This is a genomic window from Limimaricola sp. AA108-03 (genome assembly GCF_050847355.1).
GTDB lineage: Bacteria > Pseudomonadota > Alphaproteobacteria > Rhodobacterales > Rhodobacteraceae > Limimaricola.
Genome location: NZ_CP193755.1, coordinates 621,625 through 645,630, shown reverse-complemented (window position 1 = coordinate 645,630; position 24,006 = coordinate 621,625). Strand labels below are relative to the sequence as shown.

Below are 24,006 nucleotides of genomic sequence, written 5' to 3'. Positions count from 1 at the left end.
TACCACAAACGCGGGAGGTCACGAAATCGCTCCTAGCATCAGCAGTCCGGCCGCCAGGGACGGCACCGTCACGATCACCCCGATCCGGATGAATTGGCGCACCGGAACATGCACGCCCGAGCGCTCCAAGGCGGCGTACCAGAGCAGCCCGGCAAGCGAGCCGATCGGCAGGAGCCGTGGCCCGAGATCACCACCGACCAACGCGGCGAGATACTCGGTGGTATGCTGTTCGCCCGGAAGCGCTCCGATCGCCACGATGTTGGTCAGGGCCATGGAGTGGTTGTTGATCAGCGCCGACCCCACCGCCGAGACGACCCCGATCGTCGCGATGCCCGGCGGGTTGTAGAGATCGACCAGCCAGTCGACCGCCCCGGCGTTCCTCAGGCCCAGCGCAATCAGGTACACCCCGAACAGGAATATCAGGATCTGCCAGGCGACACCGGTCCGAAGGAGATGGCCCGGCCTGGCCGCATCGTGAAAGGCACAGAGCATGCAGGCGGCGATCGCCCCGCATAGCGCGACGATCCAGACCGACCCGCCGAGATATTCGATCACCGGATAGGCGCCGAGCACGCTCAGCGCTAATATCAGCCCGTGCTTCTCCGCAGGCGCCCAGCCGCTCCCGGAAAAGCGGGCGGCCACGACTTTCGGGTCGGCCACGCCCGGCCCTCGCCGGTCGAGTTCGGCCGAAAAGATCCAGCGCAGAGTCAGGAAGCTGATCACCGCGCTGGCCAGGGCCACCGGCACCATCCGCACCGCATAGGCGTTGAAGTCCAGCTCGGCCACATCAGAGACGATCAGGTTGATCGGGTTCGAAGTCACGATGGGCGCGATCCCGGCCGCCATGAACACCGCGAAGACGAACGGTATCAGCAGCGTCTGGTTCTCCGGATAGAGCGCGCGGACGATGGTGATGACCAGCGGCGTCAGCACGAGGATCGCGCTGTCATTGTTGAGGATCGCCGCCGTGCAGGCGCTCAGGCAGAACACCAGCAAGAACAGGGTCCGCGCCGAGCCATCGCCGAGACGGATCACCGCCCCGGCGAGACGGTTGACCACGCCCAGATGCCCGGCCGCCGCCGCGATCACCATGATCGAGGCGATCGCGATCATCGGTCGCCAGAGCACGCCGATCGCCTCGATGATGTCGAGGATCGCGACATGTCCGGCCGCGGTCATCAGCGTGATGCCGGCGATCGCGGCCAGCGCCGGACCGACGACGAGAACGCCGAGGGCCGGGCGCGACAGCGCGAGGATGATCGTCACGCCCAGCGCCGAAAGTGCGGATGCTTCTCCCATTGGCCCTACTCCTCCAGCGAGGCGCGGATCTGGTGCTCCTCCATGTCGAGGCGCCCCCCCTCTATCGCGAATTTCAGCGCTTCCTCGATGGTGCGGCCCATATGTGGCTGGCCGCGCAGCACCACGACCACCCGCTGAAGCTGCGGCACCGGGTTCTGCCGTGAGCGGATGAAGATCGGCTCGACATAGAGCACCTCACCCTCGACGATCAGGGTCGAGGTCCGGCCGCGAATGACCTCGACGCCGAGACGGTTCCACAGGCCGATTTCCTGCGCGATGAAGGAATCTTGGTCGATGGCGGCATCGGCCTGTTCGGGCCCCATGAAGAACATGCCCTTGGGCAGCTTCAGCACGGACAGCGTCCCGTAATCCTCGCCCGTCTGGTAGACTGTCGCCAATGCCCGCAGGTTGAGCGGATCCTGCGGCGTGTAGCTCTTGGACAGGGCGAACTGCACGGGGTTCTCGGCATCGACCATCGCCCCGCCCGCTTCCGCGACCCACCAGAACAGACCTTGGCTGAAGGTGATCGTGGCACCGCTCTCGCCCAGGATCGGCCCGACCACCTCGTCGGCATCGTCGATCAGATCTTCGCCGCTGTAGAAGGTCAGCGCATCGCGCTGGTGGTAGAACGGATAGATCTTGTTGAACTGGATCGACATCAGTTCCTGGGGATATTGCACATGCGCGCGGATCTCGGGCGGCATGGCGTCCTTCGGCTTGAACAGGCCGGGATAGATCGCGGCCCAGGTCTGAACCACCGGTTCGTCGGCGAACTGGTAGAGATCGACCTGCCCCGTCATGGCGTCGACCACGACCTTCACCGAATCCGCGATGTAGTTCATCCGTTCCAGCGGCCGCCATTCGGTGCGCAGATCCGCGGGATCGCCGAAATTGGTCAGGGCGCTGTAGGGGTAGGCATCGCTGTAGGTGACCGCGTTGACCATCCACTTCACCCCGTCACCGGCCGGAACCGCATAGGGATCGGTGTCGACGTCGATGAATGGCGCGATCTGCTCGAGCCGCTCGATCGGCCTGCGGAAGACATGCACCCGGGTCTCGGACCCGATCAGTTCCGAGAACAGGGTCTGGAAGAAGTGCCCGGTCTGATAGCCGATCACCAGCCGCTTGAGCGGGCTGTCGACCCGGATGCCGGCCGCGACATCCCGCGGAAATTGCACCTCGCTCCGGCCCTGCTCGGTCGCCACGTCGTGCTCCGCAAGCCCGACCGCGTTCGAGAAGGCGGCGTTGACCGCTCCTTCGCCGTAATAGATGGCCGGGTTGTCCACGGCCAACGCGTCGAACCGCGCTGAAACCGGCACGCCGGAGCTGCCATAAACCGGATCGCCGGTCGGCGTCCGCTGGGAGGCGAGCATGGTGATCAGCCCATGACCATGGGTGAACAGGAACGATCGCTGGTTCCAGGCCACGATCCAGGGCCGCATGACGTCCTGCGGCAGTTCGCGCACCGCGCTGGCCATCATGGTCATCTCGCCATCGACCTCCGAGACGATCGTGTCGACATCCATGAAGCCGTAATAGGGGCGCAAGGTCTCTTGGGCTTCGAGGATCTGCAACGTGGGCGAATACACCGTCATGTCGCCTTCCGCCTGGAGGATGCGCTGCACGTATTGCGGCGCGACCCGGCGGCTGTAGCGGCTCACCGAGCCGGACCAGAGCGGGGCGTTCTTTATGGTGGGGCTGTCGAGGAACGCCTCGAGCGGCGGCAGCGCTGCGTCGCCCATTGGCGGCACGAGGGTCTTCTCGATGATCCTGTCGGTACCGAAAGCCTTGTTGGTCGCATCGATATGGCGCTGCAGATACGGCAACTGGATCACCGGTTCGTTGGGCTTCACGAAGATCTGGTCGCGCAAGGCCACGACCGACCGGAAGGCCAGATCCGTGGTGATCCCCGGGAGAAGCACCAACGCGAAGGCGAGCGGGCCGAAGGCGCGCGGCAGATCGATGCTGCCCGGTTGCCGCAGGGCCTTTCGCGCCTTCCAGATCGTCAGCGTCAGGCCCACGGTCAGGGCGAGGATCGCGAGCGCCTCGACATAGATCGCGTTCTTGGTCGAGAAAAAGCCCACGATGTCCACGTATTCCGCGCCCGCACCGGTGCCTTCGGTGGAATCCTCGAAGTTCGGCATGGTCAGAAGGCCATAGCGCCGCAGCCAGATCAGCGTCGCGGCGGTCAGACCGGTGAGCAGCAGCATCAGGCAGCCATAAGGCGTGCCGACCCGGCCGAGCCAGCGCACGAAGCCGTTCATACCCTCGGGCCAGCCGGCATCACGGCTGCCGGAAAGCGCGGTCCAGACCGAGGCGAACAGGCCCGCAATGGCCACGAACAGCACCGCGATCAGCGCGGTCACGATCGGTGGCAGGTCGAAGACATAGAAGCTGATGTCGTTTCCGAAGATCGGGTCGACCTCGCCGAACGGCACCGCGCTGATCGGGCCGAGGAACTCGTAGAACTGCAGGTTCAGGACGTAGCCAAGCAGCGATCCGCCAATCGCGGCAACCCAAAGGGTCTTCAGCCGGTCGGCCTGCGGCAGCCCATGCAGCCAGGCCGGGGTCGCCACCGCCAGTATCATGGCGATCAAACCCCCGGCGAAGAGCGCCGTCTGCATGTAGAAGTTGGTCCAGAAAACCTCGGCATAGCCGAGACTGTCGAGCAGCCAGTAGTTCAGCAGCAGGCCGCTGAACCGGTCGAGCAGGAACAGCCCCAGCGCCACGCTCGCGACGATCAGGACCCGCGTCCACATCCATGCGGCAGTGGGCACCTTCGGCAGCTTGGCGAATTGCGACCGGGCCGGGATATCGGTTTGCATGCTCATCGCTTCACTCCTCCTTCAGCCGTACCGGCTGCCCGAACAGCATCCGCACTTGTTGGAAATTGGTCGTCGTTCCGAAGACGAGCATGGTGCCACCGAACAGCAGCAGACCCGCCGCGTAGCGGACCGCGCTGACGAGGAAAGCCAGGGTGATCGCCTCCGTTACCGGCAGGCGATTGACCATGAGGATCAGCGCGAACGCGAGCTCGAACTGGCCGATACCGCCCGGGGTGACCTGCACCAGCCGGGCGATATAGCCGCCGACCACAGCCATCACGATCACACTCGGCGTAACGACGACATAACGCAACACGTCCTGCACCAGCGGGACCACCCGGCTCGTGAAGGCCTGCGGCACGATGTAGGTCGCGAACTCGACCAGCGCGAAGGAGAGCAGCGAGAGCAGCGCCAGCCCGAACAGCATCTGCGGATCACGGCACAAATCGCCGAACGCCTCCGCCGCCCGCGACCACCATGACGCCTCCCCTGCGCGCTCTTCGGCGCCGGGCCGCATCAGCAGCCACGACACCAGCAGGATCGCGAGCGGTGGCACCAAGGCGAGCGCCCAGTTCAAGAGCCCGTTCATCACCAGACCGATCAGCGCGAAGAAGGCGAGTTCGAACAGAAGGAAACCTTTGAAGATGAAGACCAGTCGCACCGCCTGCTGCAGCGTCGCGCCCTGTCTCTCCAGTCCCGCCGCCCAAGCCACTTCCCCCAACCGGTAAGGGGTCATGCGACCGAGACCGTGGCCGTAGATGAATATCTTGAGATGCTGACCGAGCGTCCCCTCGATGCCCAGAAGCCGGGCGATCCGGTGGAACTGCAGCCCCTTCAGGAGCGCGACGGCGATGAAGATCGAAGCGGCGAGCAGGACCAGCGACCAGGTCACGAGTTCCTGCGACCGAATGAAGTAATGCACGCCGGGCACCCCGGTGCCGAGTCCGGCATCATCCTCGCCCAAGGCGACGATGCCGCCGGCGAGCAAAGCTGCCAGCAGGCGCGTGTTGGCGAGCAACTCCCAAATCCCCGCCGCGGCCACCATCGCTGCAAGCAGCGCCGCGCAGAGCAAGTAGGACGGCGTCACCAATCCCAGAAACTGGCTCTTTTGCGGTAAGATGCCCTGCGATGAAGTGGGCTCGGCTACAGGGCGCGCATCGGAGCTTGGTCCGATCGGCACGCCCCCGCGCAGGTGGTGATGCACCTTCTGAAGAGCAACGTTTTGATCCATGGGACAGCCTCTCAAAAAATACGAGTGCCTAGGCCGATCGGCAAAAAGACAGGTGGACCATTGTCCACTCATCGGCTCCGCTCCAAAGATTGAGATGATTCTCGACGGCCGTCATCGCCCGGAAGATGCAGAAACTGGGGGATATACCCCAATTCAACCGCCTGTTTTCGTACAGAAACCTCGGCACTACATTTCGGCGGCGGTAGGTGATCCGACATTTTGGGTCGGGCCTCGTTAACTCTTGAAGCCAGTTCGGATGGTCACGACCAGGGCGACGGCAAAGAGACAGACTTTTGGGCATCTGTCGTAGCGCGTGGCTCTCGCCTCCAGTCCTTCAAACGTCCGAACATGATCTCGATCCAGTTACGGCGCTTACAACGACGTTTGTCGTGCCTGACCGGCGTGGCACGAGATTTTTGGCCCGGGATGCAGGGTTTGATCCCCTTGACTATCAGGGCTTCACGGATCGGGCGCTTGCCAAGTCAAAGCCATTCTCACCGCAGAACTGCCGCACCTTGTCGCGCAGCCTCTGCAGGACACGTGCCAGAGCAGCGATATTGGAGTCACCCGCCGCGCAGATCCATCATGCGCGCCTCTCACCCGCCAACTTTCGCAGCTCGAGGTTCAACTCTCTCATGCCAAAGCGCAGGGTAGCCTCCCGATCGCCCTCGCGCATCCCCGCCGGATCGGCCAGCTGCGGGAGCTCTTCGAGCGCGCCGGCGGCCAACGCGCGGATAGCCTCAACCACCTTACCTACCTCTTGCCGCAAGAAGTCCTCGTCGCCCTGAAGCGGCGACGCCGTCGCTCCTTCCAGGGTTCGATCGAGGATCACGATGGAGTTGTGGAGGCGCCGAAGATGCTTGAGACGTTCTTCTGCGTCCCGAGCCGGAGCGATCCGCATGACGTCCTTGGCCTCCGCCGCCAAGCGAACGGCTTCCTGATAGCGCGCCTCGTGCCCGGGATGCAGCGGATCGGCCCCTTTCTCCGTTGCGGTGCCAGCATGCTCCAACCGGTCGGCCAGTGCCGCCAGCGCATGCCTGACATGTCGCTCGAAGCGCTTCGCGGCCCGGTCCGGCCAGATGAACAACGCCACGGCGAGACCCACGGCGGCGCCCAGTCCGATTGAGATACCGCGATCGATCGAGACCTCGATCACGTTCTGCTGCGACCCGAGGGCCAAGGCGATCGCGGCAACGATCCCGTACTGCCAGTTCGACTTCAGCGCCGCGATGGTATTCATCGCGAACATGGTGACGAAGAGCGCGACGGCGGTGCCGTATCCGTGCGGCAGAACGAAGAGGCAAGCGATGGCGATCAGCGAGCCGACCAGCGTCGCCGACAGGCGGCCCATGGCCGAGCCGATCGTGCCATCGCTGCTTTCTTGCAGGATGTAGACGGCCGAAATCGTGCCGACGAAGACCTCAGGTAGCCCCAGCCAAGTCATCAACAGGTAGAAGGCGCTCGCTGAGACGGCACCTTGCAGGCCGAGGCGCAGCGCGTCGCGCCGGCGCTTGCGCCATTCCGCGCGCAGGCTCGTTATCCAGGATGGCAACTCCATGGGCAGCCTGCGGCTCCGTCGCTTCGACCTCCAGTCGAGAGACTAGGCCATTACAGCCAATGGCCAAACTGCCAGACCTCAACAGCGATCCCGGCAGTCCACTTCCGCCGGCCATCACGACGCTCCGGGACATGGCTCTCGATCGCTGCTACGGATCCGCCACGGCCGCTTGAGCCGCAACTCGGCAGGCAACGGTAGGCTCCTGCCCTCTCACAGAAGAATTCTGACATTCTAGAGGAATGGTGCCCGGGGGCGGAATCGAACCACCGACACGAGGATTTTCAATCCACTGCTCTACCCCTGAGCTACCCGGGCACGGGGATGATGGCTGCTGCCGTCATCGGGTGTGGGCCTTCTAGGCGAGCCGCAAAGGGGTGTCCAGAGGCATTCGACGGAAAAATGTTGCCCCGTCTCAGTGATCGCGGCGGGGCGGCTCGGCAGCCGCCCGGGCCGCCTCTTCGATGGCTTTTTCGACGTCCTCGGGATCCCGGGACGGCACAGCATAACCGCCACCGAGCCAGCGCGCGAGATCCACGTCGGCGCAGCGCTTGGAGCAGAAGGGGCGCATGGCCTCAACCGTGGCCTTGCCGCAGATCGGGCAGGCCATCACAACCGCCCCAGAAGCCGCACCAAGGCGGGACGCTCGCGCTTGCGTTGAAGCTCGAACAAGCCCATCGGGCTCCACCCTGCCAGCGAGGTCTCGACGGGGTCGTTGCGGAACGAGGCGCGCAGCGACTGCTCGAGCTGCTTGCGATGCGCCTTCGACATCGGCGCGAAATCGACGACGATCTGGCCGCCGAGACCGCGCAGCCGCAATGCCCGCGGCAGGGCGCGGGCGGCGGCGAGGTTGGCCTTGAGCGCGGCGGCGGGCGTCGTGTCGCCGCCGGTGTTCACGTCGATCGCCACCAGCGCCCGGGTCGGCTCGACGAAGATCGTGCCCTCGCCGGTTGCCACGCGCGGGCTCTTGAGATCCTCGATCTGATCGAGCACGCCCTCCCGCTCGAAACCGCCGGGCTCGGTCACCACGTCGCCCGCGCTCCAGTCGCGCCAGGCCAGCAGATGCGGCCCGTCGCCTTCGGTGAGCGCCTCGGGTTCGGTGCCGCCGGCATCCGCCGTCACCGCCTCGGCAAGGCCACGCATCGCGGCGATGTCCTCGACGATATCGTCCTCGGCGGCGCCCTCGCAGACCGAGCGCAGGATCAGGCCAAAGCCCTCGGGCGCGCCTTCCATGCCCTCTTCGGCGAGAATGCACAGCCGTGCGCGTTCCTCTTCCTCGGAGATCCGGCGCGACACGTTGAGACCCGCCGCACCGGGGGTGACGATGGCATAGCGGCTCTTGAACAGCACCCGATCGGTGAGCGGCACCGCCTTGCCGTCTTCGGCGATGCCGGTGACCTGCACCAGCAGCGCCTGTCCGGGACGCAGCCCCTTACCCTGCCGCAGGAAGCCCCTGCCACCCTCTGGCAGACGCACCATCATGCCGCCCTGCCCCTTGAGCGGCCGATCGCAGATGGCGCGGTAGATCGCGCCGGGCCGCGGTGCGTCGCCCTCTTCGATCAACAGGTCGTCGAGCTGGCCATCGACCAAAAGCGCCGCCGCCTCGCGGTCACCGATATGGTCGAGGACGATACGGCGTCCCTTCATGCGTTCTCTCCATATGCAGGATATCCGGCCGCGGTCAGCAGGCCCGCGGCCTCGGCCAGCGGCAGGCCGACCACGCCGGTGAAGGAGCCATTGATCCAGGGGATGAAGGCCCCGGCGGGTCCCTGGATCGCGTAGCCTCCAGCCTTGCCCTGCCAATCGCCGGTGGCGAGGTAGGCGTTGACCTCGGGATTCGACAAGCGCTTCATCTTGACCGCGGTCTCGACCTCGCGCTGCCAAAGCCGGTCACCACGCCGTACCGCGACCGCGGTGATGACGGTGTGCCTGCGGCCCGACAGGAGATGCAGGAAACGCGCCGCCTCCGCGGCATCGGCGGGCTTGCCCATGATGCGCCGGCCCAGCGCGACGGTGGTGTCGGCGCAGAGCAGCACCTCGCCCTTGTCGAGCGAGACCGCCCGCGCCTTTTCCAAGGCAATCCGGCGCGCATAAGCGCGCGGCAACTCGCCACGCGCCGGTGTCTCGTCGATTTCGGGGGGGCGCACCTCGTGCGGCACGAGGCCGATCTGCGCCAGCAGGTCGCGGCGACGCGGCGAGGCCGAGCCGAGGATCAGCCTCAGCCCGGTCTCGGGCGGTAGCGCACTCATGCGGCGATCAGCGGAAGCGGTAGTTGATCCGACCCTTGGTCAGATCGTAGGGGGTCATTTCGACCTGCACCTTGTCGCCGGCGAGGACGCGGATCCGGTTCTTGCGAAGCTTTCCCGCCGTATGCGCGATGATCTCATGGCCGTTTTCCAGCTCGACCCTGAACGTCGCATTCGGCAGGAGTTCCTTCACGACACCGGGAAATTCGAGCAGTTCTTCCTTGGCCATGGTCTCTCCGTCCAGTGGTACCCGCGAAATACGCGGGCCATGCGGAGTAGATGCGCCTTCAGGGCCTGAGTTTCAAGTGCAAACAGGTCCCGATCCGGTCCAGTCCGGCCGGCTTCCCGGCGAGCTTCACCATCGCGCCGCCCGGATGCAATCAAAATTTCGTGGCATTCGGGGGAACGACCTCGGAGATGCGCCGTTGTGTGGCCGAAGCGAAGATTTTACGGGAGACGATCCATGACCACGCGGATGACCAAGCTTCTGCTGTCGACGGCGCTGACCCTGCCGCTGGCGGCTGCAGCCCAGGCGCAGACCACGGATGCGACCTGTTCCGACCTGGAACTGCTGCTGACCGACCGGATGGCCGATGGCGTGCCGGCCGATGCCCCCATGACCGAGGAGGAGATCGCCGCGCTGATCGAGGCGCAGGACAACGAGCAGTGCGCCGTCGCCTATGTCGAACTCGAGCGCATCGTTGCGGTCGAGGGCGAGAGTGCCGAGGCGGAAGCCGAACTGGCCGAAACCGAGACCGCCACGGTTCGCCTCGAGGACGAGGTCGTGATCGAGGGCATGGTCTATCTCGAGCAGTCGACCCCGACGGTCAATGTCGAGAGCGGCCAGACCGACGTGATGGTGTCGAACGCCACTCCCGACGTGACCGTGAGCGAGGGTCAGCCCGAGATCCTGATCCGCCAGGCGCCCGCCACCATCACCATGGACATGCCGCAGCCGACGATCCGCATCGAGCAACCGGCGCCCGAGATCATCATCACCATGCCCGACCCGACGGTCGACGTGGCCAACGCCCAGCCGCAGGTCGAGATCCGTCAGGCCGACCCGGTCGTCACCGTGACGCAGGCCCGCCCGCAGGTCGAGCTTGAACTGCAGCGTGCCCCGGAAGGCTCCGAAGGCGGCATCCAGGTGACGGACCGCGCCACCGGCGAGACCTTCGCCACCGGCGAAGCCGCGGGCGAAGCCCGTGCTCTCGAGAACGCGGAAGTGCAGCTGACCACGGTCGAGCCGACCATCACCTACGAAGAGAGCCGCGACGGCGAGAACGCCAATGTCTCGGTGCAGCGCGCCGAGCCGCAGATTCGCTTCGAGAGCGCCGAGCCGGTGATCGAGTTCACCCAGGCCGGTGAGCCGGTGATCGAGATGGTGCAGACCGGCGAGCCGGTGGTGACCATCAACGAAGCCGCGATGGAAGGCGAAGCCGCCCCCGCCATGGACAACCCCGAGGCCGAGGCCGAGATGGAGTCCGAGGCTGCCGTCGACACCGAAGAGGCGCTCGAAGCCGAGGCCGAGACCGAACTGGCCGAAGCCGGTGCCGAAGTCGAAGGTGCCGCCGAAGAGGTAGAGGCCGAGATGGCCGAGGCCGGCGCCGAGATCGAATCCGAGGCCGCTGAGGCCGAAGCCGCGATCGAGACCGAGGCCGCCGAGGCCGAAGCCGAAGTCGAGGGCGAGGTCGCTGAAGTGGAGACCGTCGAGGCCGAGACCGCCGAGATGACCGACGAAGCCGTGATCGAAAGCACCGGCCCGGTGGTCGAGCGTGAAGGCTTCGCGATGGTTCCCGCCAACGAGATCGCGGTTACCGACCTCGAGGGTTCGACCGTCTATGGCATCAATGACGAGCGGATCGGCGACATCGGCGACATCATGGTCGACGATCAGGGCCAGATCCAGGACGTCGTGGTCGAAGTCGGCGGTTTCCTCGGCATCGGCGAGAAGCCCGTCGCCATCCCCTTCGACCAGATGAGCGTGCTGCGCTCGGAAGCCGGTGAAGTCCGCGTCTTCATCGAAGCCACCGAGGAACAGCTCGAGTCGATGCAGGAAGTCGAGCAGTAAGCCTCGCTCCTTCTCGAACGAAAGGCCGCCCCATGGGGCGGCCTTTTTCGTGGCCTCCCGCGTGGGGCCAGGGGAGTTCTAAGGATTGGCCCGTTCGCGGGGCGGCCCCCAGCGCTCGATCAGCCGCTCGATGATCATGTCGCGGGTCTGGCGGTAGCTGCGCAGCCGCTCTTCGCGGCCCTCGCCGAGACCGGTAGGGTCGAGCACGGGCCAGTACTCCACGTCGAGATGGAAGTAGCTGGTCAGATCCAGCGCGCGACGCTGGCTCGCGGGCGACAGCGCGAGGACCAGATCGAAGGATGACAGGTCATCGCCCCAATCATGCATCTCGTCGAAGCTGCGCGAGCGGTGCCGGTGCAGTTCCACGCCGATTTCGGCGCAGACCGCGATGGCAAAGCCGTCGATCTCGAGGTCGTTCTTTACGCCGACCGACTGGATATAGCAGTCGGAACCATAGAACTTCTTCATGATCGCCTCGGCCATGGGTGACCGGACGGCGTTGTGATCGCAGCAGAACAGAACCGATTGCGGAAGCGGCTGCACTGTCGCGGCCAACTCCATGTCAGGCCCCGAAATGCAGCACGCAGATGAGGGTGAAGAGCCGGCGTGCTGTGTCGGTATCGACATCGGCCTTTCCCTCCAGCCGCTCCTGCAGCACCCGCGCGCCCTCGTTATGGATGCCGCGCCGGGCCATGTCGATCGTCTCGATCTGGCTCGGCGGCAAGGTCTTGACCGCGTCGTAGTAGCTTTCGCAGATCTGGAAGTAATCCTTCACCACCTGCCTGAACGGCCCCAGCGACAGGTGGAACTCGGCCGCGCGCTCGCCTTCGGTATTGGCCACGTCGAAGACCAGCCGCTTCTCGCGGATCCCAAGGCTCAGGTGGTAGGGTCCCATGTCGCGCCCCGGCAGGGCAAAGCTGTTCTCTTCCAGCAGGTCGAACACCGCGACGCGGCGTTCCTGCTCGATCTCGGGCGTCGGCGTCTGACCCGCGTCATGCAGCCGGATTTCGGCGATCCGGGTCATGTCGTGCTCCGGTTCAGCCGGTCGAGCCGGGCGGTCAGCGACAGCCCATGCGCCTCGAGGCTCTCGGCCCGCGCCAGACGCGCGCCGGCGGGGCCGATCGCGGCCAACGCCTCGGGGGTCATCTTCGACAATGTGGTACGCTTCAGGAAATCCATCACCGACAGCCCAGAGGAAAACCGCGCCGACCGCGCCGTGGGCAAGACGTGGTTCGGCCCCGAAATGTAGTCGCCGATCGCCTCCGGCGTCCAGTGGCCGAGAAAGATAGCTCCCGCATGGCTGATCCTGTCCGCGAGCGCCTCCGGATCGGCCACGCAGAGCTCGAGATGCTCGGCCGCGACACGGTCGGCCAGCCGCGCCGCCTCCTCCAGATCCCGTACGGTGACGATGGCACCGAAATCGCGCCAGCTGGCGCCGGCGATGACGCGCCGCTCCAGCGTCTCCAGACGCGCCTCCACGGCGGCGGCCACCTTGTCGCCGAAACCGGCATCATCGGTGATCAGGATCGATTGCGCGCTTTCGTCATGCTCGGCTTGGCTGAGCAGATCGAGCGCGATCCAGTCGGGATCGTTGTCGGCATCGGCGATGACGAGGATCTCCGAGGGCCCGGCGATCATGTCGATGCCGACCCGACCGAAGACGCGCCGCTTGGCCGCTGCCACATAGGCGTTGCCCGGCCCGGTGATCTTGTCCACCGGCGCGATGCTCTCGGTGCCATAGGCCAGCGCCGCGATCGCCTGGGCGCCGCCGATCCGGTAGATCTCGTCCACTCCGGCGATACGGCAGGCCATCAGCACCAGCGGGTTGGCAAGCCCATCCGGCGTCGGCACGGTCACCGCCAGCCGCTCGACACCGGCCACCTTGGCGGGCACCGCGTTCATCAGAACCGAGGAGGGATAGGAGGCCAGACCGCCGGGCACGTAGAGCCCCGCCGCCGAAACCGGGGTCCAGCGCCAGCCCAGCATCGCCCCTGCCTCGTCGGTCCAGCTTTGATCCTCGGGCATCTGGCGCGCGTGATAGGCGCGGATGCGCTCGGCCGCGAGTTCTAGCGCGGCGCGATCCTCGTCAGAGACCTTTTCGCATTCCGCCTCGATTTCCTCCGAGGTGAAGCGCAGCCGTTCCACCGGCAGCGCCATGCGGTCGAAGCGCGAAGTGTAGTCGACCAGTGCGAGATCGCCGCGCGACCGCACATCGGCGATGATCGCGGCCACGGCATCGTCCACGTCGGGGCTGTCTTCGCGCTTCATGGTCAGCAGCGCGGCGAAGCGGGCCTCGAAATCGGGATCGGTGCTGGACAGGCGGTGCGGCATGGCGGTCTCCTTCGGCTCAGGGGCATAGCCCTGCCCGCCGTCCTGCTCAACCGTCCAGTTGCCGCATGCCGCGGGCCCGGGTTCACTCCGGGTGGTGCGGTGCCTTGCCCGAAGGGGCCGCGTAGGGGCGCGTCACGTCACGCAGAAGCAGTTCCGGCGCCTCCACCTCGACCGCGATCTCGCCATCGCCCGCGAGGATCAGGCGGATCGTGCCCGAGGGCTCATCCTCACCCGCCTCGAACACCACGGCGAGCAGCGACAGCACCGTGTCGCGGTCCTTTGGGTCGAGCCCCTGCGCGCGGACAGCCGTCACGTTCTCGATGCACAGCACCGCCTGAACCCGCTCGGCCTCGCGCGTGGTGACCGGGTCTTCCCAGCGGAACCGGTTGAGCAGCATCGCGAAGCGCCGCTCGCTCTTTTTCCACGCCATCTCGGAGGCGGGCAGGACGGAATCCTGCACCAGCGCCGAGATCACCTGCACGTCGTCGCCATCCAGGGCCTTGAGCCGGAGCGGGCGTTGCACGCCCTCCTCGAATGTCGCGTCGCGTGTCTCGGTCATGCGCTCACCCTCTCGATCCGCGCGCCCACCGCGCCGAGCTTGTCCTCGACATGCTCGTAGCCCCGGTCGAGGTGGTAGACCCGGTTCACCACCGTCTCACCCTCGGCCGCGAGGCCGGCGAGGATCAGCGAGACGCTCGCCCGCAGGTCGGTCGCCATCACCTGCGCGCCCTTGAGCTTGTCGACGCCGGTCACCGTGGCGTGGCCGCCATGCACCTCGATCCGCGCGCCCATGCGTACCAGCTCGGGCGCATGCATGAAGCGATTCTCGAAGATCTTCTCCTCGAGCCGCGAGGTGCCCTGCGCGGTGCAGAGCATCGCCATCATCTGCGCCTGCAGGTCGGTGGGGAATCCCGGGAACGGCTCGGTGATCACGTCGACCGCGCGCGGCCGGTCGCCGCGCAGCTTCACCTTGAGTCCGGCCTCGGTCTCGGTCACGTCGATGCCGGCCATGTCGAGCTTCTCGACGAAGGCGCCGATCAGCTCCAGCTTGCCGCCCAGACATTCAACCTCGCCGCCGGTGAAGGCCGGCGCCAGCATGTAGGTGCCAAGCTCGATCCGGTCGGTGACGACCTGATGCGTGGCCCCGTGCAGCCGGTCGACGCCCTGCACCTCGATGGTCGAGCTGCCCTCGCCTTCGATCTGCGCTCCCATCGCCCGCAGGCAACGCGCCAGATCGACGATCTCGGGCTCACGCGCCGCATTCTCGATCAGCGTCGTGCCCTTGGCGAGGGTCGCGGCCATCAGGACGTTCTCGGTCGCGCCCACCGACGCAAAGCGCAGCTTCACCCGGCCGCCCTTGAGGCCGCCGCGGGCCACGGCGTGCAGATAACCGTCCTTGAGCTCGATCTGCGCACCGAGCGCCTCGAGCGCTTCGATATGGATATCCATGGGGCGCGCGCCGATGGCACAGCCGCCGGGCAGCGAGACCACCGCCTCATGCGCCCGTGCCAGCAGCGGGCCGAGCACGAGGTTCGAGGCGCGCATCTTGCGGACGATCTCGTAGTCCGCGCGGGTCGAGCCGAGGTCATGCGTCGACATGGCGATCACCTTGCCGCCTTGCATCGAGGACACCTCGGCACCGAGCGATTCGAGCAGCTGCGTCATGGTGCGGATGTCCGAGAGACGCGGCGCGTTGGTGAGGGTCAGCGGCTCTTCGGAGAGCAAGGTGGCCGGCATCAGGGCGAGGCAGGCGTTCTTGGCGCCCGCGATCGGGATCTGGCCGCGAAGCTCGGCGCCGCCGCGTACGATGATCGAATCCATGCCTGCTACTCTTTCTCTTCTGCGTCTGGGGCGTCATCGGGCCGGGCTCCGGCGGCGCGGGCCTGCGCCTGCGCCTTGCGGCGGGCGATGTTGGCCTTGAGGGCGGCCTTCAGCCGATCGCTGCGATCTGCCGCGCGGGGCGGGTCCTGACGGGGTGTTTTCATGCCTGCGCAGATAGCGTTCTCCCCCCCAAGCGTCCAGTTCCTTGCCGGCACGGCAGGAAGTTGGGTCAAGTTGGAGCGTAGCAGCCCGCCCCGGCGTCAAGCAGGTCAAAAAGCTCTTGCGCTCGCTGTCACGGCAGGTAAAAGCCCGCCCAGACGAGACGCTGCAGTAGCTCAGTGGTAGAGCACACCCTTGGTAAGGGTGAGGTCGAGAGTTCAATCCTCTCCTGCAGCACCATCTCCCTCCCCCCGACAAGTCCAAATGAACGAGTGCAGCGCTGCTGCAGCGGGATCGTTTCGCTCGCCGATACAACGCCTAGACTTGCGTAAGGTAATTTTTACTCTCCTAATGGTTGTGTTGTTTGACCAGTGTTCGAGAGTTTTCTCATGCCTACCATAGATCCGCTGCTACCATTGGCCCTCGGGGCGATCGTCGTCCTTGCGATGTCGGGGACCTCGAGCTTGCCGTCGCAGCCGAACGAGCCGCCCGTGTCGCCTGGCGATGCCATCATCGCCAGGGCGATCTCGGCGCCGATGCGCGCCTTCGATTGGGCCGTGCCTCAGAGCGGGCCGTCGAAGGGTGGGTCGATCTGAAATGGACCCCGCCGCTCCGGCGGCGGGGTCCAGCCATCAATGCCGGTGCATCAATCGCCGATCCAGTCCCAGGGCCGGGTAAAGGCGCCGAGCGCCTTGGCGGCATCGGCCTCCGTGGCGGTACCGGTGCGGCGGATCTTCGCGACGAGACCGCGGCGGCTGTCCTCGACCACCTCGGCCACCTCCGCCCCGACCCCGGCCGTGGCCAGCGCGGCGTCATAGACGCGTGCAATCGCCATCTTGCGCAGCTCAGGCTTGAAGATCTTGCCCACCGCCGTCTTCGGCAACTCGGGAAGGATCTCGAGATGGCGCGGCCTCGCCGCCTTTTCGGGCACGTGCTCGCGCGCATATTCGAGCAGTTCGGCCTCGGTCGCGCTCGCACCGTCGCACAGTTCGACATAGACGCAAGGGATCTCGCCGGCATGGGCATCGGGCTGGCCGATCGCGCCGGCAAAGGCGATAGCGGGATGCGCGGCAAGCGCCTCCTCGATCTCGGCAGGGTCGATGTTGTGGCCACCGCGGATGATCAGATCCTTGGCGCGTCCGGTGATCCAGAGATAGCCATCCGCATCGACCCGACCGAGATCGCCGGTGCGCAGGAACTGGTGCTCATGCGCCGGGCCCGGCCAGTAGAGATGTTCGTTCTTGAGCGGGTCGGTATAGGTATCGCCCCGCGCCACGCCGGGGCTGGAGACGCAGATCTCGCCCACCGTGTCGGGGGCGCAGTCCTCGCCGGTATCGGGGTTGATGATCCGCACCTGCGTGTAGGGGAACGGCACGCCGACCGAGCCCACCTTCTTCTCGCCCTCTGGCGGGTTGATCGAGACGAGACAGGTCGCCTCGGTCAGACCGTAGCCTTCGCAGATCGTGACGCCCGCGGCCTCTTCGAAGCGTTTGTAGAGTTCCACGGGCAACGGGGCCGAGCCGGAAAAGGCGAGGTTCAGCGTCGAGATGTCGGCGTCCACCGGGCGCTGCATCAGCGCCGATATCGCGGTCGGCACGGTGATCACGAAACTCACCTTCCAGCGCTCGATCAGCTTCCAGAAATTGTCGAACACTCCGTCGCCGCGATAGCCCGCCGGGGTCGGCATGATCACATGCGCGCCCGAAGCCAGCGACGACCCCATGATGACGATCGCCGCGAAGACGTGGAACATCGGCAGCGGACAGATAATATTGTCGCGGTCCGAGAACATCAGCCTCTGGCCGAGCCAGCCATTGTAGACGATGCCCGAATAGCGGTGCTGCGCCACCTTCGGCATACCGGTGGTACCACCGGTATGGAACAACGCCGCGACCCTGTCGCCGGCGCTGTCGGCGAAGGCCAGCTTGCTGGGACGCTTGGCGATCTCGCGGTTGAAGTCGAGCACCCGCGCCTTGTGCCGAACCGGGACCTTGGGCCGGATCAGCGGCACGATCAGCTTCTTCACCCCGGTGAGGTAGCGATGCAGGTCGACTTCGATCACGGTCTGGACGTTGGGCGCGAGCGCCACCGCCTCGGCGGCCTTCTGCGCCACATCGGTCTTGGGAAAGGCCTTGAGCGTGATCAGCACCTTGGCGTTGGTCTGGCGCAGGATCGCACCGATCTGCCCGGCATCGAGCAGCGGGTTGATCGGGTTCACCACCCCCGCGATCTGGCCGCCCAGATAGCTCAGGACCACTTCCGTGCAATTCGGCAGCAGGAACGCCACCACATCGGTCTCGCCCACGCCTAGCTCACGCAGGAGGTTAGCGGTCTGCACCGATTTCGCGTGCAGTTCCGCCCAATTCAGGGTCTCAGCCGGGGCCTTGGGGTCCGAGAAGAGCTGGAAGCTGAGCGCCGAGCGTTCGGGAAAGGCCTTCGCGGTCCGTTCCAGCAGGCCGTGAGTGGTCGCGGGCTGGCCCTGCGCCTCCCAACTCTTCTCGGCCTCGATCGCCGCGCGATCGGCAATGCCCGCAAAGCCCATTCCATTCCTCCCTGTCGATATCGTTCCCGTGCCGCGACGCGGCTCCATCCCTGTTCGCGAGCATCCGGCTGACCTCCGCGTCACGCAAGCATGACGCCGCGAAAGGCCCCGGCAGCGCAAGAATTTTCGGACCTTCGGCGCTACTCGGCGGCCTCGACCAACCCGTCGGTGAATTGCAGCCGCGCCAGCCGCGCATAAAGCCCGCCCTCGGCCACAAGGTCGTCATGGCTGCCCTGCGCCACGATCCGGCCCGCCTCGAAGACGAGAATGCGGTCAGCCTTCTTCACCGTGGCCAGCCGATGCGCCACGATCAGCGTCGTGCGCCCCGTCGCGAGCCGATCCACCGCCTGCTGAACCAGCCGCTCGCTTTCGGCATCGAGCGCGCTGGTCGCCTCGTCCAGCAGCAGCACCGGCGCATCGCGCAGAATCGCCCGGGCGATGGCGATGCGCTGCTTCTGGCCGCCCGAGAGCATCACCCCGCGCTCGCCGACCTGGCTGTCATAGCCCTGCGGCAGCGCCATCAGGAACTCGTGCGCCGCCGCCGCCCGCGCGGCCTGCTCGACCTCTTCGTCGGTAGCGTCGGGCCTGCCGAAGCGGATGTTCTCGCGCGCCGTATCCGCGAAGATCACCGGGTCCTGCGGCACCAGCGCCATCTGGCGCCGGAAGGCCGGGCGCGCCATGTCACGCAGATCCGTCCCGTCGAGCAGAACCCGCCCCGTCGCCGGGTCCCAGAACCGTAGCAAGAGCTGGATCATCGTCGTCTTGCCGGCGCCCGAAGGCCCGACCAGCGCCACCGTCTCGCCCGGCCGGATCGAGACGCTGACATGGTCGAGCGCGGAGACGTCGGGACGAGATGGGTAGGAGAAGGAGACGTCCTCGAAGGTGATCTCGCCGCGCGCCGCCGCGATCGAACGCGGCTCAAGGGGCTCCTTCAGGCTGTCCTGCGCATTCAGCAGTTCGACCAGCCGCTCGGTCGCGCCGGCCGCGCGCTGCAGCTCGCCCCAGATCTCGGTGAGCGCGCCGACCGCGCCCGCGACCATCACCGCGTAGATGACGAACTGCACCAGCGCGCCGACGGTCATCGCCCCGGCATGCACGTCGCGCGCGCCGATCCACAGCACCCCGACGATGCCCGCGAAGATCAGGAAGATCACGATCGCGGTCATCACCGCCCGGGTGCCGATCCGGCGCCGCGCGGCGGCAAAGCTCTTTTCCGTCACCTCGTCGAACTGCGCCCGGCTCTGCGCCTCGTGGCTGTAGGCCTGTACCGTCTGCACCGAGAGCAGCGTTTCGGAGGCGTTGCCGGACGAGGCCGCGATCCAGTCCTGGTTCTCGCGGCTGAGTTCGCGCAGGCGTCGACCCAGCACCACGATCGGCACGATGATCGCCGGCACGATCAGCAGCACCAGCCCGGTCAACTTGGCCGAGGTCAGCAGCAGCAGCACCAGCCCGCCCGCGAGGATCAGCAGGTTCCTGAGAGCGATCGAGGCGGAGGAGCCGATGACGCTCAGGATCAGCGTCGTGTCGGTAGTGATCCGGCTCAGCACCTCGCCGGTCATGATCCGCTCGTAGAAGGCCGGGCTCATGCCGACCATCCGCGCAAAGACCGCCTTGCGGATATCGGTCACCACCCGCTCGCCCAGCCGGGTGACGAGGTAGTAGCGCGTCGCCGTGCCGAGGGCGAGAAGCGCGGCCATCACGAGGGCCGCCGCAAAGTAGCGGTCGAGCAGAGCGCCCGCGTCGATCTCGAAATTATCGACCACCTGTCGCACGGCGAGCGGCAGCACGAGGCTTACGCAGGCGGTGAGCACCAGCGCCGCGATCGCGAGCGCCATGTTCAGGCGGTAGGGAGCGAGAAACGGCCAGAGCGCCCGCAGCGCGCCGATGTCGCGCGAGCCTGCGCGCTCCTCGTCACTGGTCTTCGGGGATCGGGCCATCGAGCGCCTCGTTCATTCGTTGCCCAGTTTGTCTAGACGTCGCACCCCGTCATCACAAGCGATGCCGCCTACTCGCCGCCGCAATGGCTTCATGCGATACCGGAGCGCCCTTGATATTCCCGAACGCTGGAAATGGTTCAGGCCGGAACGGCCAACGGCGCGGCGGCGCGGCGCCGCAGCGCCAGCACCGGTGGCAGGATCATCAGCAACAGCAGCGCCACCGCGCCGAAGGCCGCGCGCAGACCGAAGGCCTCGGACAATCCCCCCATGAGCACCGGCGCGATCAGGAAGGCGCAGAAAGCGATGACCGCGACGCGGGCGATCGCCTGAGACCGTTGGTACGGTGCCACCATGCGACCCGCGAGCGCCAGCCCCATCGGCCCGATCACAGAAATGCCAAGCCCCGTCACCGCAAAGCCCAGATAGGCGACCACCGGCCCCGGCGCCATGGCCGCGATCGCGGCACCGGTCGCGGAAACGAGCGCCGCCACCCGGATCACCGCCGTTTCGCTGAGCCGCTCGGCCAGCCCCTGCCCGCCGAACCGGCCCAGCGTCATCGTCACGCCCAAAAGCGCCGGCCCGAGCGCGCCCTGCGCCGCACCGCCGCCAAGCGTCCGCTCGATATGCAGCGCCGACCAGCTCTCGACGGTGGCTTCGCTCAGGAAGGCGATCATCACCACGATTCCGCAGAGCAGGACCGGCCAGAGCGGCAGCCGCACCGCCCCGCCCTCTTGCGGCGCGACGGCCGGGGCCGGAGCACGGGACAGGAGCGGCATCAGGCCCAGGACCAGCAGTCCGACGCCACCGAACACCGCGGTCATCGGCAGCCCCGCCTCGCGCGTCACGCCAGAGGCCAGCGCAGCCAAGCCGTAAGCCAAGGAGAACAGCCCGTGATTGGCGTTCATCAGGGACCGGCCCGACTGGGCCTCGATCTGGCTCACCCGCGCGTTCATCACCACGTCGAGCAATCCAGAGGCCATGCCGACCCCGACCATGCCGAGCGCGAAGGCCATCGGCGCCACCGCCAGCGAGGGCGCGATCCAGGCCATCGCCAGCAACGCCGCGGCGGTGGGCAACGCGGCACGGCCGAGCCCCCGATCGAATTTCGGTGTCAGCCACATGGTCGAGAGAAGGCCTAGAGACGATCCGAGAAGCAGCGTGCCGAACAGCGCGTCGTCAACGCCCAGCCTGTCGCGGAACACCGGCACATGCGCGGCGAAGACGCCCCAGTAGAGCCCCATCACCACGAAGGCGGCGCCCGGAGCGCGGGTCAGTCGAAGTGCGGAGAGAATGGCCATGGCGGCGGCGTGGCATGCCCTGCGCGGACAGTCCAGCGACGCGGCACGGATGCGCCGGATTTCGCCCATGCAGGTCTTTTCAAACGGAGGATTCGGCGCTAAGGGCTCGGGTTCTGAATCGGGCCATACACCCTTGGAGGATGGCCCATCACCTGAAAGGACTTACCAATGGCCAAAGAGATTCCGGATCTCGTCGCCACGGCACGCACGGGGACAGGCAAGGGGGCCGCTCGTCAGGCACGTCGCGAGAACCTCGTTCCGGGCATCGTGTATGGCGGCGGCGTCGATCCGCTCCCCATCAACCTGCCCTACAACGCGCTGATCAAGAAGCTGAAGGCGGGCCGGTTCCTGTCGACGCTGTTCAACCTCAAGGTCGAGGGCCAGGACGACGTGCGCGTCATCTGCCGCTCGGTGCAGCGCGACGTGGTCAAGGACCTGCCGACCCATGTGGACCTGCTGCGCCTGCGCCGCACCACCCGGATCAGCCTGTTCATCCATGTCGAGTTCGAGAACCACAAGGCCGCGCCCGGCATCAAGAAGGGCGGCGTGCTCACCGTGGTCCGCCCCGAGGTCGAGCTGAACGTGCTCGCCGGCGAGATCCCCGAGCAGATCGTCGTCGACCTGACCGGCAAGGAAATCGGTGATGTCATCCACATCAACGACGTCACCCTGCCGTCGGGCGCCAAGCCGACCATCGACCGCAACTTCGTGATCGCCAACATCTCGGCGCCCTCGAAGCTCGCTGCCGCCGCTGCCGAAGAGGAAGAGGCCGCCGCCGACGAGGTCGAAGCGACCGAGCAGTCCGACTCCTGATCGCGACCGCGATCACGATGCATCTGACGGAACGGGGCCCTTCGGGGCCCCGTTTTGCATCCGGCCACTGGCCCTGCCCGACCCCGCGCGCTAGTTTCGCGCGCATGAAACTCTTTGTCGGACTAGGCAATCCGGGGGCCAAATACGCCCGGAACCGTCACAATATCGGCTTCATGGCCGTGGATCGGATCGCCGAGGATCACGGCTTTTCGCCGTGGCGCGCGAAGTTCCAGGGCGAGGTCGCCGAGGGGCGGCTCGGCCATGAGAAGGTGCTGCTGCTGAAGCCCGCCACCTTCATGAACCTCTCCGGCCAGTCGGTCGGCGAGGCGATGCGCTTTCACAAGCTCGACAGCACCGACATCACCGTGTTCCACGACGAGATCGACCTCGCACCGGGCCGGCTCAAGACCAAGGCGGGCGGTGGCCATGCCGGCCATAACGGGCTGCGCTCGATCCACCAGCATGTCGGCCCGCATTACGACCGGGTGCGGATGGGCGTCGGACATCCGGGCCACAAGGACAAGGTGCCGGGCTACGTGCTCAAGGATTTCGCCAAGGCGGACGAGGACTGGCTCGACGACATGCTGCGCGGCGTCTCGGACGGGGCGGCGGCATTGGCCGGCGGTGACGATGCGCGTTTCCTCAACGCCGTGGCGCTGCGGCTGAACCCGCCGCGCTCCGGCGGCGGCAGCAAGGGCCCCGCGGCGAAACCCGCGCCGGCGGAGCCCGCGCCGAAGGCCTCGGCCATGACCGAAACCGTCGCAGAGGTGCCCGACAATCGTTCCGCGCTGCAGAAGCTGGCGGACCGCTTCAGATGAACCGCATGCGCGTGGCACTGGAGGACCAGGCCCGCCATTGCGAGGCGCTGGGCTCGCCCTTCATGGGGCGGCTGATGGCATTGCTGTCCGCGCTCTGGCCGTTGCCCGACACCGTGGCTGAACGGCTCGATGCCTGGCCCGGTGAGGTGGGTTCGCAGGCGGCCGCCTTGCCGTTGCGCCTCGCGGGCGGGCTGCATGCGCTGGTGTTACAGGGCCGGGACGCGGCCCTCGCCGCCGCCTATCCGCCCCATGCGGTTTCCGACGACGAGCTGCTGAGCGCCGTAACCGGTGCGATGCAGCGGCACGAGGGGTTTCTGCTCGACTGGATCCAGAGCCCACCCCAGACCAACGAGGTGCGCCGGGCCGCGGCGCTGATCGCCACGGTGCATCTGCTCACCGATCGCTTCGGCCTCCCGATCCGGCTCTCCGAGTTGGGAGCGAGCGGCGGGCTCAACCTTGGCTTCGATGGCTTCGGGATGGAGGTGAAGGGTCGGCGCTACGGGCCTGAAAACGCCTCCGTCGTGCTCAGTCCCGATTGGAAGGGTCCGCTTCCCCCCGCCACCGAGGTCACGGTCGCCGAACGGCGCGGCGTGGATCTCGCGCCGCTCGAACCGTCGCACCCCGATGACGCGCTGCGTCTCATCGCCTATCTGTGGCCGGACCAGACGGACCGGATCGAACGCACCCGGGCCGCGATGGATCTGCGCGGACCGGGTCTTGTCGAACGCGCCGACGCGATTGATTGGCTCGAGCCGCGCCTCGCCGTCGCCCTGCCCGACCACCTGCACATCGTGTTTCACTCGATCGCCTGGCAATACTTCCCACCCGAAGCTCAGGAGCGTGGCCGCGCGTTGATCGAGGCCGCGGGCGCCCGCGCCTCCGAGGCCGCGCCGCTCGCCTGGGTGTCGATGGAAGCGGATGGCAAGGAGCCGGGAGCGCGGATCGGGCTGCGGCTCTGGCCCGGCGATCACGACATCACGCTGGGACGGATCGACTTTCACGGGCGCTGGTTGTGCTGGACCGGCCCGGAGCGGCTGGACGCCGCCGGAAACTGAAGGAG

At 66.7% G+C, this 24,006-nt stretch carries 21 protein-coding genes, 2 tRNA genes and 1 pseudogene; 5 read left to right on the top strand and 19 right to left on the bottom strand.

Going from position 1 to position 24,006, the window contains the following annotated elements:
* Window positions 1–18: 18 nt before the first annotated feature.
* The 10 genes and pseudogenes from ACRAQ3_RS03295 to infA all read right to left on the bottom strand — a co-directional run bounded on the left by ACRAQ3_RS03295 (window position 19) and on the right by infA (window position 9,385).
* Entirely contained in the window at window positions 19–1,299 is a 1,281-nt protein-coding gene (locus tag ACRAQ3_RS03295; protein WP_432255664.1) for an ArsB/NhaD family transporter, read from the bottom strand.
* Window positions 1,300–1,304: 5 nt separating this feature from the next.
* Complete coding sequence (locus tag ACRAQ3_RS03290; RefSeq protein ID WP_432255663.1) at window positions 1,305–4,130, bottom strand: UPF0182 family protein; 2,826 nt, start codon at window positions 4,128–4,130, stop codon at window positions 1,305–1,307.
* A gap of 4 nt (window positions 4,131–4,134) precedes the next feature.
* Window positions 4,135–5,211, bottom strand: a complete 1,077-nt coding sequence (locus ACRAQ3_RS03285; RefSeq protein WP_432255662.1) for a lysylphosphatidylglycerol synthase domain-containing protein — start codon at window positions 5,209–5,211, stop codon at window positions 4,135–4,137.
* A 378-nt stretch (window positions 5,212–5,589) separates the two neighbouring features.
* Window positions 5,590–5,819: pseudogene (locus ACRAQ3_RS03280) on the bottom strand (IS5/IS1182 family transposase); the annotation flags it as partial.
* A gap of 119 nt (window positions 5,820–5,938) precedes the next feature.
* The gene (locus ACRAQ3_RS03275; protein WP_432255661.1) at window positions 5,939–6,913 is read right to left on the bottom strand and encodes an FUSC family protein; all 975 of its coding nucleotides are present in this window, start codon (window positions 6,911–6,913) and stop codon (window positions 5,939–5,941) included.
* Window positions 6,914–7,153: 240 nt separating this feature from the next.
* Window positions 7,154–7,228, bottom strand: a tRNA-Phe gene (locus tag ACRAQ3_RS03270).
* Window positions 7,229–7,325: 97 nt separating this feature from the next.
* Entirely contained in the window at window positions 7,326–7,520 is a 195-nt protein-coding gene (locus tag ACRAQ3_RS03265) for a DNA gyrase inhibitor YacG (RefSeq protein ID WP_432255660.1), read from the bottom strand.
* Entirely contained in the window at window positions 7,520–8,557 is a 1,038-nt protein-coding gene (locus ACRAQ3_RS03260; protein ID WP_432255659.1) for a ribonuclease E/G, read from the bottom strand. The genes ACRAQ3_RS03265 and ACRAQ3_RS03260 overlap by 1 nt, the downstream gene beginning before the upstream one ends.
* Window positions 8,554–9,159, bottom strand: a complete 606-nt coding sequence (locus ACRAQ3_RS03255) for a Maf family protein (protein ID WP_432255658.1) — start codon at window positions 9,157–9,159, stop codon at window positions 8,554–8,556. The genes ACRAQ3_RS03260 and ACRAQ3_RS03255 overlap by 4 nt, the downstream gene beginning before the upstream one ends.
* A gap of 7 nt (window positions 9,160–9,166) precedes the next feature.
* Window positions 9,167–9,385: a translation initiation factor IF-1 gene (gene infA / locus ACRAQ3_RS03250; RefSeq protein WP_013384801.1), complete on the bottom strand. Its 219-nt coding sequence runs from the start codon at window positions 9,383–9,385 to the stop codon at window positions 9,167–9,169.
* 234 nt (window positions 9,386–9,619) lie between these two features.
* On the opposite strand from infA, the gene ACRAQ3_RS03245 reads away from it, so the two are divergent.
* A complete protein-coding gene (locus ACRAQ3_RS03245) occupies window positions 9,620–11,227 on the top strand; it encodes a PRC-barrel domain-containing protein (RefSeq protein ID WP_432255657.1) in 1,608 nt (535 codons plus the stop codon).
* 78 nt (window positions 11,228–11,305) lie between these two features.
* Here ACRAQ3_RS03245 and ACRAQ3_RS03240 read toward each other — a convergent pair whose 3' ends face one another.
* From ACRAQ3_RS03240 to ACRAQ3_RS03215, 6 genes are all read right to left on the bottom strand, one after another.
* Window positions 11,306–11,788, bottom strand: a complete 483-nt coding sequence (locus ACRAQ3_RS03240) for a low molecular weight phosphatase family protein (RefSeq protein ID WP_085897076.1) — start codon at window positions 11,786–11,788, stop codon at window positions 11,306–11,308.
* Window position 11,789: 1 nt separating this feature from the next.
* Window positions 11,790–12,251, bottom strand: a complete 462-nt coding sequence (locus tag ACRAQ3_RS03235; RefSeq protein WP_269397861.1) for a UPF0262 family protein — start codon at window positions 12,249–12,251, stop codon at window positions 11,790–11,792.
* Entirely contained in the window at window positions 12,248–13,558 is a 1,311-nt protein-coding gene (hisD, locus tag ACRAQ3_RS03230; RefSeq protein ID WP_432255656.1) for a histidinol dehydrogenase, read from the bottom strand. Before hisD ends, ACRAQ3_RS03235 begins: the two co-directional genes overlap by 4 nt.
* An 82-nt stretch (window positions 13,559–13,640) precedes the next feature.
* A complete protein-coding gene (locus tag ACRAQ3_RS03225; RefSeq protein WP_432255655.1) occupies window positions 13,641–14,117 on the bottom strand; it encodes a DUF2948 family protein in 477 nt (158 codons plus the stop codon).
* Entirely contained in the window at window positions 14,114–15,379 is a 1,266-nt protein-coding gene (gene murA, locus ACRAQ3_RS03220; protein WP_085897081.1) for a UDP-N-acetylglucosamine 1-carboxyvinyltransferase, read from the bottom strand. Before murA ends, ACRAQ3_RS03225 begins: the two co-directional genes overlap by 4 nt.
* Before the next feature lie 5 nt (window positions 15,380–15,384).
* Window positions 15,385–15,543 (bottom strand): hypothetical protein, encoded by a 159-nt coding sequence (locus tag ACRAQ3_RS03215; RefSeq protein WP_432255654.1) that lies wholly within the window; start codon window positions 15,541–15,543, stop codon window positions 15,385–15,387.
* 160 nt (window positions 15,544–15,703) lie between these two features.
* Here ACRAQ3_RS03215 and ACRAQ3_RS03210 point away from each other — a divergent pair.
* Window positions 15,704–15,778: transfer RNA gene (locus ACRAQ3_RS03210), tRNA-Thr, on the top strand.
* A gap of 406 nt (window positions 15,779–16,184) precedes the next feature.
* Here ACRAQ3_RS03210 and ACRAQ3_RS03205 read toward each other — a convergent pair.
* The 3 genes from ACRAQ3_RS03205 to ACRAQ3_RS03195 all read right to left on the bottom strand — a co-directional run bounded on the left by ACRAQ3_RS03205 (window position 16,185) and on the right by ACRAQ3_RS03195 (window position 21,315).
* On the bottom strand, window positions 16,185–18,080 hold the full coding sequence (locus ACRAQ3_RS03205) for an acyl-CoA synthetase (RefSeq protein ID WP_432255653.1): 1,896 nt from the start codon (window positions 18,078–18,080) through the stop codon (window positions 16,185–16,187).
* 140 nt (window positions 18,081–18,220) lie between these two features.
* The gene (locus ACRAQ3_RS03200; protein WP_269397855.1) at window positions 18,221–20,017 is read right to left on the bottom strand and encodes an ABC transporter transmembrane domain-containing protein; all 1,797 of its coding nucleotides are present in this window, start codon (window positions 20,015–20,017) and stop codon (window positions 18,221–18,223) included.
* Window positions 20,018–20,154: 137 nt separating this feature from the next.
* Complete coding sequence (locus ACRAQ3_RS03195) at window positions 20,155–21,315, bottom strand: MFS transporter (protein WP_432255652.1); 1,161 nt, start codon at window positions 21,313–21,315, stop codon at window positions 20,155–20,157.
* Between the two features lie 168 nt (window positions 21,316–21,483).
* Between ACRAQ3_RS03195 and ACRAQ3_RS03190 the strand changes: the two genes are divergently transcribed.
* The 3 genes from ACRAQ3_RS03190 to ACRAQ3_RS03180 all read left to right on the top strand — a co-directional run bounded on the left by ACRAQ3_RS03190 (window position 21,484) and on the right by ACRAQ3_RS03180 (window position 24,001).
* Window positions 21,484–22,128, top strand: coding sequence for a 50S ribosomal protein L25/general stress protein Ctc (locus ACRAQ3_RS03190; RefSeq protein ID WP_432255651.1), 645 nt, complete (start codon window positions 21,484–21,486; stop codon window positions 22,126–22,128).
* A 104-nt stretch (window positions 22,129–22,232) separates the two neighbouring features.
* Complete coding sequence (gene pth / locus ACRAQ3_RS03185) at window positions 22,233–22,946, top strand: aminoacyl-tRNA hydrolase (protein WP_269397852.1); 714 nt, start codon at window positions 22,233–22,235, stop codon at window positions 22,944–22,946.
* Entirely contained in the window at window positions 22,943–24,001 is a 1,059-nt protein-coding gene (locus tag ACRAQ3_RS03180; RefSeq protein ID WP_432255650.1) for a DUF2332 domain-containing protein, read from the top strand. Before pth ends, ACRAQ3_RS03180 begins: the two co-directional genes overlap by 4 nt.
* Window positions 24,002–24,006: the final 5 nt, after the last annotated feature.

Excerpts from the sequence above, each read along its gene's own strand:
- ACRAQ3_RS03295 (WP_432255664.1), bottom strand. The coding sequence starts at position 1,299 with ATGGGAGAAGCATCCGCACTTTCGGCGCTGGGCGTGACGATCATCCTC.
- ACRAQ3_RS03190 (WP_432255651.1), top strand. The coding sequence starts at position 21,484 with ATGGCCAAAGAGATTCCGGATCTCGTCGCCACGGCACGCACGGGGACA.
- ACRAQ3_RS03245 (WP_432255657.1), top strand. The coding sequence starts at position 9,620 with ATGACCACGCGGATGACCAAGCTTCTGCTGTCGACGGCGCTGACCCTG.
- ACRAQ3_RS03200 (WP_269397855.1), bottom strand. The coding sequence starts at position 20,017 with ATGGCCCGATCCCCGAAGACCAGTGACGAGGAGCGCGCAGGCTCGCGC.
- ACRAQ3_RS03265 (WP_432255660.1), bottom strand. The coding sequence starts at position 7,520 with ATGGCCTGCCCGATCTGCGGCAAGGCCACGGTTGAGGCCATGCGCCCC.
- ACRAQ3_RS03275 (WP_432255661.1), bottom strand. The coding sequence starts at position 6,913 with ATGGAGTTGCCATCCTGGATAACGAGCCTGCGCGCGGAATGGCGCAAG.
- ACRAQ3_RS03215 (WP_432255654.1), bottom strand. The coding sequence starts at position 15,543 with ATGAAAACACCCCGTCAGGACCCGCCCCGCGCGGCAGATCGCAGCGAT.
- ACRAQ3_RS03180 (WP_432255650.1), top strand. The coding sequence starts at position 22,943 with ATGAACCGCATGCGCGTGGCACTGGAGGACCAGGCCCGCCATTGCGAG.
- pth (WP_269397852.1), top strand. The coding sequence starts at position 22,233 with ATGAAACTCTTTGTCGGACTAGGCAATCCGGGGGCCAAATACGCCCGG.
- ACRAQ3_RS03205 (WP_432255653.1), bottom strand. The coding sequence starts at position 18,080 with ATGGGCTTTGCGGGCATTGCCGATCGCGCGGCGATCGAGGCCGAGAAG.
- ACRAQ3_RS03260 (WP_432255659.1), bottom strand. The coding sequence starts at position 8,557 with ATGAAGGGACGCCGTATCGTCCTCGACCATATCGGTGACCGCGAGGCG.
- hisD (WP_432255656.1), bottom strand. The coding sequence starts at position 13,558 with ATGCCGCACCGCCTGTCCAGCACCGATCCCGATTTCGAGGCCCGCTTC.
- ACRAQ3_RS03255 (WP_432255658.1), bottom strand. The coding sequence starts at position 9,159 with ATGAGTGCGCTACCGCCCGAGACCGGGCTGAGGCTGATCCTCGGCTCG.
- ACRAQ3_RS03225 (WP_432255655.1), bottom strand. The coding sequence starts at position 14,117 with ATGACCGAGACACGCGACGCGACATTCGAGGAGGGCGTGCAACGCCCG.
- ACRAQ3_RS03235 (WP_269397861.1), bottom strand. The coding sequence starts at position 12,251 with ATGACCCGGATCGCCGAAATCCGGCTGCATGACGCGGGTCAGACGCCG.
- ACRAQ3_RS03195 (WP_432255652.1), bottom strand. The coding sequence starts at position 21,315 with ATGGCCATTCTCTCCGCACTTCGACTGACCCGCGCTCCGGGCGCCGCC.
- ACRAQ3_RS03290 (WP_432255663.1), bottom strand. The coding sequence starts at position 4,130 with ATGAGCATGCAAACCGATATCCCGGCCCGGTCGCAATTCGCCAAGCTG.
- infA (WP_013384801.1), bottom strand. The coding sequence starts at position 9,385 with ATGGCCAAGGAAGAACTGCTCGAATTTCCCGGTGTCGTGAAGGAACTC.
- murA (WP_085897081.1), bottom strand. The coding sequence starts at position 15,379 with ATGGATTCGATCATCGTACGCGGCGGCGCCGAGCTTCGCGGCCAGATC.
- ACRAQ3_RS03240 (WP_085897076.1), bottom strand. The coding sequence starts at position 11,788 with ATGGAGTTGGCCGCGACAGTGCAGCCGCTTCCGCAATCGGTTCTGTTC.